This is a genomic window from Marinobacter sp. F3R11, from assembly GCF_003318275.1.
Classification (GTDB): Bacteria; Pseudomonadota; Gammaproteobacteria; order Pseudomonadales; family Oleiphilaceae; genus Marinobacter.
Genome location: NZ_QOCH01000003.1, coordinates 430,964 through 444,158 on the forward strand (window position 1 = coordinate 430,964; position 13,195 = coordinate 444,158).

11 protein-coding genes are annotated in these 13,195 nt (G+C 53.5%); 10 read left to right on the plus strand and 1 reads right to left on the minus strand.

Annotated elements, in window-relative coordinates; translation table 11 throughout:
• The first annotated feature begins 25 nt into the window (after positions 1–25).
• The 5 genes from DS878_RS01965 to DS878_RS01985 all read left to right on the plus strand — a co-directional run bounded on the left by DS878_RS01965 (position 26) and on the right by DS878_RS01985 (position 6,657).
• Positions 26–1,075 carry a cytochrome-c peroxidase gene (locus tag DS878_RS01965; RefSeq protein ID WP_113814241.1) on the plus strand — a complete coding sequence of 350 codons (1,050 nt, stop codon included), beginning with the start codon at positions 26–28 and terminating at the stop codon, positions 1,073–1,075.
• A gap of 221 nt (positions 1,076–1,296) precedes the next feature.
• Positions 1,297–2,043 carry a substrate-binding periplasmic protein gene (locus DS878_RS01970; RefSeq protein ID WP_113814242.1) on the plus strand — a complete coding sequence of 249 codons (747 nt, stop codon included), beginning with the start codon at positions 1,297–1,299 and terminating at the stop codon, positions 2,041–2,043.
• A 235-nt stretch (positions 2,044–2,278) separates the two neighbouring features.
• Entirely contained in the window at positions 2,279–2,377 is a 99-nt protein-coding gene (locus DS878_RS01975) for a hypothetical protein (protein ID WP_410003446.1), read from the plus strand.
• Between the two features lie 36 nt (positions 2,378–2,413).
• Positions 2,414–3,508: an efflux RND transporter periplasmic adaptor subunit gene (locus tag DS878_RS01980; RefSeq protein WP_113814243.1), complete on the plus strand. Its 1,095-nt coding sequence runs from the start codon at positions 2,414–2,416 to the stop codon at positions 3,506–3,508.
• A gap of 2 nt (positions 3,509–3,510) precedes the next feature.
• The gene (locus DS878_RS01985) at positions 3,511–6,657 is read left to right on the plus strand and encodes an efflux RND transporter permease subunit (RefSeq protein ID WP_113814244.1); all 3,147 of its coding nucleotides are present in this window, start codon (positions 3,511–3,513) and stop codon (positions 6,655–6,657) included.
• Positions 6,658–6,693: 36 nt separating this feature from the next.
• Here the strand turns inward: DS878_RS01985 and DS878_RS01990 are convergent, their stop codons facing one another.
• Positions 6,694–7,968: an EAL domain-containing protein gene (locus tag DS878_RS01990; RefSeq protein WP_113814245.1), complete on the minus strand. Its 1,275-nt coding sequence runs from the start codon at positions 7,966–7,968 to the stop codon at positions 6,694–6,696.
• 279 nt (positions 7,969–8,247) lie between these two features.
• Here DS878_RS01990 and DS878_RS01995 point away from each other — a divergent pair, with 279 nt between their 5' ends.
• From DS878_RS01995 to DS878_RS02015, 5 genes are all read left to right on the plus strand, one after another.
• Positions 8,248–8,403, plus strand: coding sequence for a hypothetical protein (locus DS878_RS01995; RefSeq protein ID WP_261977548.1), 156 nt, complete (start codon positions 8,248–8,250; stop codon positions 8,401–8,403).
• A gap of 338 nt (positions 8,404–8,741) precedes the next feature.
• Positions 8,742–10,628: a tRNA uridine-5-carboxymethylaminomethyl(34) synthesis enzyme MnmG gene (gene mnmG, locus DS878_RS02000; protein WP_113814246.1), complete on the plus strand. Its 1,887-nt coding sequence runs from the start codon at positions 8,742–8,744 to the stop codon at positions 10,626–10,628.
• An 8-nt stretch (positions 10,629–10,636) separates the two neighbouring features.
• The gene (gene rsmG / locus DS878_RS02005) at positions 10,637–11,281 is read left to right on the plus strand and encodes a 16S rRNA (guanine(527)-N(7))-methyltransferase RsmG (protein WP_113814247.1); all 645 of its coding nucleotides are present in this window, start codon (positions 10,637–10,639) and stop codon (positions 11,279–11,281) included.
• 50 nt (positions 11,282–11,331) lie between these two features.
• Positions 11,332–12,126 (plus strand): ParA family protein, encoded by a 795-nt coding sequence (locus DS878_RS02010; RefSeq protein WP_113814248.1) that lies wholly within the window; start codon positions 11,332–11,334, stop codon positions 12,124–12,126.
• Positions 12,127–12,189: 63 nt separating this feature from the next.
• Entirely contained in the window at positions 12,190–13,065 is an 876-nt protein-coding gene (locus DS878_RS02015) for a ParB/RepB/Spo0J family partition protein (protein WP_113814318.1), read from the plus strand.
• Positions 13,066–13,195 lie beyond the last annotated feature (130 nt).

Sequence of the window (13,195 nt, forward strand, 5' to 3'; positions counted from 1 at the left end):
ACAGAAGTGAATGGGGAGAGTACAAATGAAACGGCAAACATTGAAGTTGGCTATAGCTGTCAGTCTTGGTTTATCCGCAGGAGCGGTCATGGCTGATGATTTGCGGGAGCGGGCGGCGACCATGTTTTCGGCGGTACCGCAGTATCCACCAGTCATAGATGGAAACGAGCTTACGGAGGCTAAACTGGACCTTGGCAAGATGCTGTTCTTTGAACCGCGATTGTCCTCAAGCCATCTGATCAGTTGCAATACCTGCCACAACGTAGGTATGGGCGGGCACGATTATCTTCCGACCTCCATTGGTCACGGATGGCAAAAAGGCCCGCGTAACTCGCCAACAGTTTTCAACGCTGTGTTCAACATCGCCCAGTTCTGGGATGGCCGTGCCGGGGATCTCGCTGAACAGGCAAAAGGCCCTGTTCAGGCGGGCGTTGAAATGAGTAGTACACCGGAACGTGTTGTTGCTACTTTGAAGAGCATGCCAATTTATGTTGAGAAATTTGGCAATGCTTTCCCCGGTCAGGAAGACCCGGTCACTTTCGATAATATGGCGACAGCGATCGAAGCGTTTGAAGCAACACTCATTACCCCGGATGCGGACTTTGACAAGTTCCTTCGTGGTGATACTTCAGCCCTCAATGATGAGGAAAAAGAAGGTCTGGCGTTGTTCATGGATAAGGGCTGTGTGGCCTGCCATGCCGGCACTAACCTGGGCGGACAGGGATATTTCCCGTTTGGCCTGGTGACCAAGCCTGGTGCCGAAATCCTGCCGGCTGGCGACAAAGGTCGCTTCACTGTGACTTCGACTGCTTCCGACGAGTACGTATTCCGGGCCGCGCCTTTGCGTAATATTGAGCTGACAGCACCTTATTTCCACTCCGGAGCCGTGTGGAGCCTGGAAGAAGCGGTCGCTGTTATGGGTACAGCTCAGCTGGGTGCAGAACTGGCTGATGATGAAGTTAAGTCCATCACTGCATTTCTGAAAACGCTGACCGGCAAGATCCCGGAAATCCGTTACCCGGAACTGCCACCAAGCACAGACGATACTCCAAAGCCTGAACCTATGGTTTTTTGAAGTGATCTGAACCCCTGTCTCTATATCCCGGGTAGAAACAACCCGGGATATAGATGTGCAAATGTCTCATCTACACCTCCTTTCCTGGTATTTTGATTTTAGGTAACAACACGCCCCTTAACGCAAAGCTTCTTTAAGCTTGCGCTACGCTTCGGTATGGCTTCGTTTTTGCAGGCATATAAAGCTCTTTGCCCAGGCTGTCTTACTGAGGAGGCTTTTCCATGCGTTTAATTTCATTGTTTGTTCTGGGAATATTGCTGTGTTTCAGCACGTCACAGGCTATTGCGGAGGAAAGACTGTATCTGTACACCGAGAATTTTCCGCCCTATAACATGAGCACCAGCGGCCGCGCGTTTGAACACAGTGCTGACATGATTGATGGAATTTGCATGGAAAGAGTGCGGGCCGCCCTGAATCAGTCAGGCTATGACTACAGGGTGAAACTGCGCAACTGGAATTATGGTTATAACCGGGCCCTGACCAAACCCAATCACGGTATCTTCTGCACCACCTATACAGAAGAGCGCGCCCCTATGTTCAAGTGGATAGGGCCGCTGGCACAGAACCTGTGGACTATTTTCGCGCCCGCAGGAAGCACCTTTAAAATGAACACGCTGGAGGATGCCAGAGGCAAAACCATAGGGGGTTATCGCAATGATGTCAGAAGCGAGTATCTTTTGCAGCGTGGCTATAAGGTGTCCGTGATCGATAGTGATGATCTGAACCCGAAAAGGCTGGCCCTGGGCCAGATTGATCTGTGGATTGCAGAACGCCTCGGAGGGCCCTATATGGCTTCTCAGCAGGATATTGAAGGACTGGTTCCAGTGTATTCGTTCAATGATGTTGATTTGTACCTGGCCATGAGCCCGGATACTCCTGATCAAGTCATTGAAGACCTGAATAAAGCCCTGGAAATCACCAGAGAAAATGGTACTTACGATGCGATCGGAACCAAGTACGGCCTCTGATCGTTGAGTGCGTGACAAGCCAGTGCCCGGGTAGCAGACCCTGTCCGGGTATCTCTTTAGTGTAAAATATGTGCAAAAACTGTCTTCTATGACTGTCAAATCCAAACAGCGCTTTATACTCTTGCTGTTCGGCCCGGGGGTTGGTACCCGATCTCTTTTTTTGCTGTGAACTTTCTGCCCGAGGGGTAGTCAAGGGTATTTCCGGAGACGGTATCCTGCATGTGCGGATGGTTGGCTGTATCCGGTGATATCCGACACCCTGATCAATCAGACCACCATGAGTAGATGGGGGGTTGATGTTGGTGAGATGGTTCATGGGATACAGAAAAAATAACGTCGGCGAAAGCCCGTCTGTTTGTTGGAAAATTCTATGTGGAAACAATGGCTGATCGGTGTTGTGCTGGTGGTGTTAGCGGTAGGTGGCTCTGTGGCATACCGCAACCTGAGTGCGCCGTCTCAGGCTGAAGCTGTAAATAAGCGGCCGGCCACCACGGTAAACACAGTACTCCCTGTAATCGAAACCGTGCGCGATCAGGTTGGCGCCGTCGGCAGTCTGAAAGCCGTGAACGCCGTTGAGTTGACGACCGAGACCAGCGGCCGTGTGGTAGACATCAATCTGCAGTCTGGTCGCCTGGTAAAGAAGGGCGATGTGTTGTTACAGCTCGATGACCGGCAGGCAAAAGCAGATCTTGGTGTCATCGAAGCGCAGTTGGCTGATGCCCAGCGTCAGCATGAGCGGGCCCGAAGCCTGCGGGACAAGAACAGTATTTCCCAGTCTCTTGTTGATGAACTCCGAACCGCTGTTGAAGTATTGGAAGCGCAACGGACAGCCGCACGGGTCCGGCTTGAAAATCATCGCATTCAGGCGCCTTTCTCGGGAGTTATTGGTCTTAGTGACATCGATATTGGCGCCTACATTACGGCAGGGACCACTGTAACGACGCTGGATGCCGTATCCCGTATGGAACTGAATTTTTCCATTCCCGAGCGGTTTCTTGGGGAGATCAGCCCGGGCCAGAAAGTGCAGGGTAAATCGCCTGCCTATCCCGAGAGGATTTTTACTGGTGAACTGGTAGAACTGGGCGCCCGCATTGATGAGCTCAGCCGTTCATTGCCGGTTCGTGCTCTGATCGACAACTCCGAAGGCCGGTTGCGTCCGGGTCAGTTCATGTCCGTTAATCTTACATTGCGTGAACGGCAGGCTCTGGTGGTTCCGGAGCAGGCCGTCATGCTTCGCGGTGCCGAACAGTACGTTTTTGTAGCAGAAGATGGTGTTGCCCGGAGGGTTTCTGTAACTCTGGGATCCCGTATGCCCGGGCTTGTTGAAATTATGCAGGGGCTTACCAGAGAGGATCTGGTGGTGGTGACCGGTCAGGACCGGCTCAGCAGCGGGGATCCGATACGGGTAATCGATGATGACAACGCCATTCCGGACAATCGCTTCGCCCAGTCTGTGGATTCCTGACAGTGATTCTTTCCGATATATCTATAAAGCGCCCCGTTTTTGCCACGGTTATCAGCCTGCTGATAGTTGTATTTGGTCTCGCTGCCCTGATGGGTCTTCCGGTGCGGGAATACCCCGATATTGACCCTCCTGTCGTGTCGATTTCTACCGATTACACGGGGGCGGCGGCTGAAGTGGTGGACACCCAGATCACTCAGGTGATTGAAGGTGCTATCAGTGGGATAGAAGGCATCCGTTCGATTGAGTCGTCTACTGAACAGGGCGAATCCCGCACCAGTATCGAGTTTTCCACCTCCCGGGATGTGGATATTGCAGCCAATGATGTTCGTGATGCTGTTTCCCGGGTTGCAAACCAGCTGCCTGAAGAAGCGGATCCTCCTGTGGTGCGAAAGGCGGATTCTGATGCCCGTCCGATGATGTGGGTGACCCTGCGTAGCGATGTCTGGGACAGTGCCGAACTCAGTGATTTCGCAGATCGTGTTCTGTCTGATCGCCTGTCGGTACTGGATGGTGTTGCAGACGTACGTATCGGTGGTGAACGGCGCTACGCCATCCGTGTCTGGCTGGACAGGGAGAGGCTGGCAGCCAGAAATATTACGGTTGCGGAAGTGGAAAGTGCTCTGCGTGCCAATAACGTGGAGTTACCCGCTGGCTCTGTGGATTCGTCCACCCGGACTTTCACCATCCGGACCGAAGGGCGGTTATCCACAGTGGAACAGTTCCGCGAGTTGGTTATCCGCAGAAACGACGATGAACTCCTGCGCCTCGGAAGTGTTGCAAATGTGCAGATGGGGGTTGAGTCTGATATCAGCCGCCTTCGTGCCAATGGGCAGACCGCTATTGGCATGGGGATCATCCGCCAGTCCAAAGCCAATACCGTTGCAGTATCTGATGCCGTTCAGGCAGAGCTGGAAAAAATACGCGAAACCCTGCCCCCGGAAGTAACGATTTCCGAGAGCTACGACGAATCCATATTTATACGCGCCTCAATCAAGGAAGTGATGACCACGCTTGCGATTGCAGTAAGCCTGGTGATCCTGGTGATCTTTCTCTTTCTCCGTTCCTGGCGGGCAACCCTGATTCCTGCGATAACAATCCCGGTTGCTGTGATTGGTGCCTTTATTGGCCTGGGATTTCTTGGTTTTTCTATCAATGTACTGACGCTGTTGGCTGTGATTCTTGCCATAGGCCTGGTGGTAGACGACGCAATTGTTATGCTGGAAAACATCCAGCGCCGGATTGACGAGGGAGAACCCCCGTTGCTGGCAGCGTACCGTGGCGCGAAACAGGTCGCTTTCGCGGTAATAGCCACCACACTGACTTTGGTGGCGGTATTCGTACCTATTTCATTTATGGGCGGCAACATAGGCCGCCTGTTTGCCGAATTTGGTTTCACTCTTGCAGCTGCTGTGGTGGTGTCCAGCCTGGTTGCGCTGACTCTTGCGCCAATGCTGTGCTCGAAATGGCTCCGGCATAGCCCGGAATCGAGCGAGGGGCATGGATTCTGGGCTGCCAGCGAGAAGGTTCTGAACGGTCTGACCCATGGGTACGAACGGTTATTGAGCTTTTCCCTTCGTCAGCCGGGGCTGTTACTTGGCCTGGGGGTGGTTGCGCTTGTCATTACAGCGGTTATTTATCCGAAACTGCCCCAGGAGCTGGCACCAACAGAAGACCGTGGCGTAATTATCATGCCCGTCAGTGCTCCCCGGGGTTCGACGGTGGAATTCACCGATCATTACGTACGTAAAGCCGAAGAACAGCTTATACCCTACCTTGAATCCGGCTCAGCCAGCCGTTTGCTTTCAATCGTCGGGTTTCGTGAGGAAGAAGACAGCGCTTTCATGATCATGGGCCTGGCGCCATGGGAAGAGAGGGATATCAAGCAGCAGCAGATTACCAGTGAGCTCCGTGGCAAACTAAGCCAGGTAACCGGGACAAGAATTGTGGCTGTAAATCCTCCGGGACTTGGGCAGAGAGGCTTTAACCAACCGGTGGAATTTGTTGTTGCCGGCCCGGACTATGAATCAGTCCAGGCCTGGAGTGAGGAAATTGTTGCGCGGGCCAAGGAAAATCCCAAGCTCCTGAATCTGGAAACCGACTTTGAACTGACCCGGCCCGAACTTCGCCTGACCATTGATCGCGAGCGCGCCGCAGACCTGGATATAACCGTTGCCGACGTAGGCCTGACCCTGCAAACCATGCTGGCATCCCGGCAGGTTACAACTTATCTGGATCGCGGCCGTGAATATGATGTCATTGTGCAAGCGGGTGATGCGGATCGTGCAACACCGGGCGATCTAGGTCAGATTTTTCTGCGGCCGAGAGAAGGGGGCACACTTATACCACTTCAGGCTTTGGTGTCGGTTGAAGAGCTGGGCGCGAATCCCGATTTGCGGCGGATTGACCGGCTGCCGGCCGTGGTCATCAGCGCTTCACTGGCGGATGGCTATGACCTTGGCTCGGCTCTTACCTATCTGAATACTCTGGCAATGGATAACCTGCCGCCGGAAGCGCGGCTGAGTTACAAGGGACTGTCCCGTGAATTTGAGGAGTCTTCCTCAGCTATCTACGTGACATTTGCATTGGCGTTTGTGATTGTATTCCTGGTGCTGGCGGCTCAGTTCGAAAGCTGGATTCACCCGTTAATTATCATGCTTCCGGTACCTCTGGCCGTAACCGGCGCATTGCTGGCGCTCTGGTGGAGTGGTATCAGCCTGAATATATACAGTCAGATTGGTATCATCATGCTGCTGGGGCTGATGGCGAAGAACGGAATATTGATAGTTGAGTTTGCCAACCAGCTCCGGGACAAAGGTTATGATGTCAAAGATGCCATTCTGGAGGGCGCCAGCCTGCGTTTCAGGCCGGTACTCATGACCACCATTTCCACTGTCTTCGGCGCAGTGCCGTTGGTCATAGCGACGGGTGCCGGAGCAGAAAGCCGTGCGGCGATTGGAATGGTTATTCTTGGGGGCTTGATTTTCGCCACCACTCTTACGTTGTTTATTATCCCCGTGCTATACAACCTGCTGGCAAGATTTGCCAAATCCGCTAACACTGTGGAGCTGGAACTTGAACGCCTGGCAACGGGAAGTGCTGGTGGAGCAGGGATGGCAACTGCGCCGAGCAAACGGGCCGATGATTTCTGACGGATCACCTTGGGTGGGCCGGATCTCGGTCTCAGGTCAGAGCGTGGCAGGAAAGCACAGCTGCCCGTTGAATACCTCGTCCGGGTGTATATCTACACAGAAAACCTGCGGACCGGAACCTGTTGGCAGAGTGGTGGACAAGGTAACGGTACGCCGTGCATCGGGCAGAGCAACATAGGGTCGCGAGCTGTTGATATACTGTGGACGCTCCCGAGCGTTGCGGAAGTATTCCCGGTGGCCCCAACTGGCGCCTGCAGAGCGGTACAGAGGGTTGAACTCCCCGGATTTGGTGTTGTTGCCGGTATGGGCAAGATTACCTTGCTGGATTCCGTTTTCGTCAAGCAGAAAACAGCGTTTGACCCCATCAAGTTGCAGCAGTATTTTGCAGGCTTCAGTGAACGGCTGGTCCCGAACGATCTGATGGCAAGCATCCATGATTTCGAAATGCAGTAACCGCAGATAACTCTCCTGGTCCTTGCTATCCTGTATCCACCACTCACTGGAGTCAGTAACTACCGCAAGTAACCGGGCTTCTGACCGTTCTACTGTTTCACTGGCAATGACTCCCGGCCTGGCAAACAGAAACCCCTGCAACAGATCTGCCTCGGTATCCAGCGCGATTCTGGCCTGGGTGCCATTTTCGATGCCTTCCAGCAACACCAGGCTGCCGCTCTCGCGGATCATCCGTACAAGGCTTTCCAGAAGCAGTCGAGCGCGGTTATTGTTCTCCGCATTTACCAGCAAACTGCGGTCCAGCTTGACGATCAGGGGATTGATCCGCCACAGGCGTTCGAAATTGGAATCCCCCATACCAAAGTCATCAATGGCGATCTGGAAACCAAGAACTTTTGCTTTGTGGATAAATTCCATAAGTGCTTCAGGATTGTCTGAAGCAGTTTCCACCAGTTCCAGAACGACTTTTTCAGGGCGTGTGCCGCTGATCTCACATTGCTGTGCGAGTCGCTCCAATGAGGCCTCGGGATGCACACAGGTATGAGGGTTTATGTTCAGAAACAGCCATACCGGGTTGTCGGTCTGGGAAAATCCGGACAGGTGCAGGCGCAGCAGATGGCGATCCAGCTCCGGGATCTGGCCAAGCGCCGCAGCCTGTTCAAATAGCTCTACTGGCGATACAGGGTGTTTGTTCCGGCTGACCCGGACCAGAGCCTCGTAGCCGACCAGTTTCTGGTGTGTAGGGCTGAGTATTGGCTGGTAAGCCGATTTGAAATCATGCCTACTGATAATCGTGGGGTCGGGCGTGCGCCTGTCGCTGGCATGGCCGGCACTGGGGAGTCGGACAACTCTGCTCATGATCAGAAACCTTTATATCGCTGATTCTGTTAGAGCCGTCCTGGCCAGAAAATTGAGGGATGAACAGATATCCGCAGCGAAATTCATGCCGAAAATTCACAAATAACTGATAATATTGGCATTAATCTATTCTTTTTTTCATGCCCGCAGGTTCCCGGCACACTTCTGGTGCGTATTCGCAGGTGTTGTTGAGACAACGCACCAAAACAGGGTGATTCATGGCGAAACACAGTCAGTTCCCCAACTTTGCCCGTACCAACCTCCTTGGGGGATGAAACAGTGGTCACCTTGTTGCTGGCTGGAATTCTGGTTCTTGGTGTCTTCAAGTTAGGTATCCCAGGATTTTTCCTGCTGTTGTCGGCGGTCAATGCCTTGGTATTACTGGCCGTTTGGCGTTTGCGTCATTTTAAAAAAGATAAATCTGTGGATAATTAATTGGACAACCTATGGATAATCTTTTGGTCAATAAATTTAATACTTATAAAACAATGGCTTAAATACAAAAACCAAGGCTTTGAGTGGCTCTGAAAATGTGGATAACTTTATTGAAAACTTTTCTGAGAAGGTGATTCCAAGCCTATGAAAAGCGGATAATTTCGGATTGCCAACAACCTTGAACTGAAGGGACTTCAGTATTTTATTCCGGCGTTGGCAGTCTATAGCTTTTAACCAGAAACAACTCTGGTTAAAATTTGCACATTCTGACTGCAATTTTGCGGCTGAAACGTTATACTCGCCGCCCTGTTTTTATCCCCCGAATTCCGAGGTGAACTGTGGATTTTCCAACCCGTTTCGATGTTATTGTCATTGGTGGTGGCCATGCCGGCACTGAAGCCGCGCTTGCAGCGGCGCGTATGGGCTCTCAAACCCTGCTGCTGACCCATAACATCGAAACACTGGGCCAGATGTCCTGCAACCCGGCCATCGGAGGCATCGGTAAAAGCCACCTGGTCAAAGAAATTGATGCTCTTGGCGGCGCCATGGCTCAGGCGACCGACAAAGCCGGTATCCAGTTCCGTGTGCTTAACAGCCGCAAAGGTCCTGCGGTGCGAGCCACTCGTGCCCAGGCTGACAGGGTGTTGTACAAGGCGGCTATCCGTCACACTCTGGAGAACCAGCCAAACCTCACCCTGTTTCAGCAGGCTGCGGATGATCTGATTGTAGAAAATGATCAGGTTACGGGTGTTGTGTCCCAGACGGGTATCCGCTTCAACGCAAAAACAGTTGTACTGACCACGGGTACCTTTCTCGGTGGTGTGATTCATATTGGTATGCAGAATCACGCCGGCGGCCGTGCCGGTGATGCGCCGGCCAATGCTCTGGCTCAACGTTTGAGAGAACTGCCGTTCAACGTGGGTCGGCTGAAGACCGGCACACCGCCGCGTATTGACGCTCGCAGTGTCGATTTCTCGGTAATGCAGGAACAATGGGGCGATGATCCTACTCCGGTTATGTCTTTTATTGGTGACCGGGCACAGCATCCTGAGCAGATCTGCTGCTATGTGACCCGCACTAACGAGCAGACCCACGATATTATCCGCAGCGGTTTCGACCGTTCGCCGATGTTCGCCGGTAATATTGAAGGCGTGGGGCCACGCTATTGCCCATCGATCGAAGATAAGGTCAATCGTTTTTCCGATAAGGACTCACACCAGATTTTTGTGGAGCCCGAAGGCCTGACTACCAACGAGCTTTACCCGAATGGCATTTCCACCAGTCTGCCTTTTGATATCCAGCTGGCGGCCGTTCGTACAATCCCGGGTTTTGAGAATGCCCATATCACCCGCCCCGGCTACGCCATTGAATACGATTATCTGAATCCACAGGATCTGCGCCACACCCTGGAAACCAAATTTATTCAGGGCCTTTACTTTGCAGGTCAGATCAATGGCACCACCGGTTACGAAGAAGCCGGTGCCCAGGGTTTGCTGGCCGGTATTAATGCGGCTCTGCGTTCCCAGGAAAAAAGCGAATGGTATCCGCGCCGGGATGAAGCCTACCTGGGAGTGCTGGTAGATGATCTGATTACCATGGGTACCAGTGAGCCTTATCGCATGTTTACCAGCCGTGCTGAGTATCGTCTCATTCTGCGTGAAGACAACGCAGACCTCCGCCTGACGGAGACCGGCCGCAAACTCGGTCTGGTGGATGATGAGCGCTGGCAGAAATTCAACGACAAGTGTGAAGCGATTAAAGCGGAGCGTAACCGGCTGGAAACGACCCGCATTCACCCTTCAACGGGTGCTGGCGAACGCGCCAATGGTTTTCTCAAGCAGCCCATGAACCGGGACCATACCCTGGCGGAGTTGCTTCGCCGCCCGGAGATTATGTATAGCCACATTGCCGAGATTGGTGCTGCGCAAGCGGATGACCCTGTCGTGGCAGAGCAGGTTGAAATCGAGATTAAATACGAAGGCTACATTTCGCGCCAGAGCGATGAAATCGACCGCCTGCGCCGGAATGAAAACACAGTGTTACCCATTGACCTGGATTACGATGTGATTGGTGGCTTGTCTAATGAGATCAGGCAGAAACTGAAAGAGGTGCGTCCGGAGACGGTCGCCCAGGCATCGCGTATTCAGGGGGTTACACCGGCTGCGATCTCGCAGATTCTTGTAAACCTGAAAAAGCGTGAGCTTCTGCGCAAGCAGAGCGCCTGAGTAGCTCGATGGCTGAAACACTCTGGCAGCGCCAGCTCCGGGAAGGGCTGGCTGAGATGGAACTTTCCCTCAGTGACGAGCAGCAGAAAAAGTTGCTGGCGTTTCTGGCTTTGCTTAACAAGTGGAATAAAGCGTACAACCTTACGGCAGTGCGTAATGAGGGGGAGATGGTCTCCCGGCAGTTGCTCGACAGCCTCAGTATTTTACCCTGGGTAACCACGGAGCGGCTTCTGGACGTCGGCGCTGGCGGCGGGTTGCCGGGTATTCCCCTGGCTATAGCCTTTCCTGAAAAGCACTTTACCTTGCTGGATAGTAACGGCAAGAAAACCCGCTTTCTGAATCAGTGCATACTTGAGCTTGGTCTGGCTAACGTGGAAGTGATCCATGGTCGTGCGGAAGACTGCGCGCCTGAAAAACCATTCAGCCAGATCAGCAGTCGGGCATTCACTGCGCTGGATAATCTGGTGGACTGGTGTGGCGGGCTGTTGGCCAATGATGGCAGGTTCCTTGCCATGAAAGGCCTGTATCCGGATGATGAAGTAGCTGCCCTTCCAGGCGGCTGGCAAGTATCATCCAGCCACTCCCTGAAGGTCCCCGGAGCTGACGGTGAGAGGCACCTGCTGATTGTGACCCGGACAGAGCAGTCCAGGTAGAGAACAATCCCGGTAATACGCAACTGTATTCGGCAACAAGGAGGCGAGACATGGCGCGCGTGATTGCAGTGACCAATCAGAAAGGCGGTGTGGGTAAAACCACCACCTGCGTCAATCTTGCAGCTTCCCTGGCAGCCACCAGGCGTCGGGTTTTGCTGGTGGATATGGACCCTCAGGGCAACGCCACCATGGGCAGTGGGGTGGATAAAAACGGGCTGGAACTCTCCGGTTACGACCTGCTCACCAAGCGTGCAACCGCGGCAGAAGTGATCATTCCGGCGGAAGCCTCAGGTTTCGATATCATTCCTTCGAACGGCGATCTGACCGCAGCGGAAGTAGCACTGATGAATGAGATTGGCCGGGAACACCGGTTAAGGCTTGCTCTCAACAGTGTTCGTGAGAACTATGACTACATACTGATTGACTGCCCTCCTTCCCTAAGCCTGTTAACTGTGAATGCGCTATCTGCTGCCGATTCGGTACTAATCCCCATGCAGTGTGAGTATTACGCTCTGGAAGGGCTGGCGGCGTTGATGAATACGGTTGAGCAGATCAAGGAAACGGTCAACCCGGATCTGGAAATCGAGGGTATTCTCAGAACCATGTACGACCCCCGGAACAGCCTGACACTGGATGTCTCCGGCCAGCTTAACGAGTATTTCGGGGACAAGGTTTATCGTGCGGTTATTCCCCGTAATGTGCGTCTTGCCGAAGCCCCGAGTTACGGGATGCCGGCCCTGAAATACGACAAGACCTCCAAGGGCGCTATTGCCTATCTGGCGCTGGCTGGGGAAATGGTCCGCCGTCATGGGGCAAAAAAGACATCGGCTCAGGTTGCGGTGTAACATACCGGCTCGTCTGTCTTAAAAGACGCACACCAACTATCAACGGGAAGAATGACTGATACCATGGCGGCGAAGAAACGAGGATTGGGCGAGCGCGGGCTTGGAGCATTGCTGGCCGGATCCAGGGTGAACCTGGATCAGGAACTGAAAAACCACGACGGTGAGTTACGGCAGGTTCCTGTTGATCTGATTCAGCGTGGCCGCTATCAGCCGCGTCGGGACATGGATCCCGCTGCACTGCAGGAGCTGGCTGATTCCATTCGCCAGCAGGGCGTCATGCAACCGGTTGTGGTGCGTCCCGTCGCTGAGGGTCGCTACGAGTTGATTGCCGGTGAGCGCCGCTGGCGTGCCACCCAGATGGCGGAACTGGACAGTATCCCGGCTATTATCCGGGATGTTCCCGATGAAGCGGCTATCGCCATGGCGCTTATCGAGAACATTCAGCGGGAAAATCTTAATCCGATCGAAGAAGCTTTTGCTCTTCAGCGCCTGCAGGAAGAGTTTGGTCTGACCCAGGCTCAGGTGGCTGAAGCTGTGGGTAAGTCCCGTACCACCATTACCAACCTGCTGCGTCTGATTGGTCTGACTGAAGATGTGCGCCTGATGCTGGAACACGGTGATCTGGAAATGGGCCATGGCCGCGCCATGCTGACTCTGTCTCCGGAGCAGCAGATGCAGGTAGCAAAGCAGGTTGTTGCCAAATCTCTGTCTGTACGGCAGACAGAAGCGCTTGTCCGTCGGATTCAGCAGGAAACAGCAACAGGAAAACCTGCCAAGCCGGGCGCGATCGACCCCAATGTCCGTGCTCTGCAGGATGATCTGGCTGAGCGCCTCGGCGCGAAAGTATCGATTGCTCAGGGGCCGCGAGGCAAAGGCAAGCTGGTTATCGAATACAGCTCACTCGATGAGCTTGATGGCATTCTGGGCCATATTCATTAAATAGCAGGGTTTTTCCGAACTTTCGGCCCCCCTCCAAAAGTTTGATGTCTCTGCTATACACAACATGTAGTGGTGCCACGCGACACAAATGTCTATTTGTGTCTAATAAGAGCCCGTGCCGGTCATTCTG

What these genes read in the sequence shown, in the direction of transcription:
- DS878_RS01965 (WP_113814241.1), top strand. Translation starts at nt 26, where the DNA reads ATGAAACGGCAAACATTGAAGTTGGCTATAGCTGTCAGTCTTGGTTTA.
- DS878_RS01970 (WP_113814242.1), top strand. Translation starts at nt 1,297, where the DNA reads ATGCGTTTAATTTCATTGTTTGTTCTGGGAATATTGCTGTGTTTCAGC.
- DS878_RS01980 (WP_113814243.1), top strand. Translation starts at nt 2,414, where the DNA reads ATGTGGAAACAATGGCTGATCGGTGTTGTGCTGGTGGTGTTAGCGGTA.
- DS878_RS01990 (WP_113814245.1), bottom strand. Translation starts at nt 7,968, where the DNA reads ATGAGCAGAGTTGTCCGACTCCCCAGTGCCGGCCATGCCAGCGACAGG.
- rsmG (WP_113814247.1), top strand. Translation starts at nt 10,637, where the DNA reads ATGGCTGAAACACTCTGGCAGCGCCAGCTCCGGGAAGGGCTGGCTGAG.
- DS878_RS02010 (WP_113814248.1), top strand. Translation starts at nt 11,332, where the DNA reads ATGGCGCGCGTGATTGCAGTGACCAATCAGAAAGGCGGTGTGGGTAAA.
- DS878_RS02015 (WP_113814318.1), top strand. Translation starts at nt 12,190, where the DNA reads ATGGCGGCGAAGAAACGAGGATTGGGCGAGCGCGGGCTTGGAGCATTG.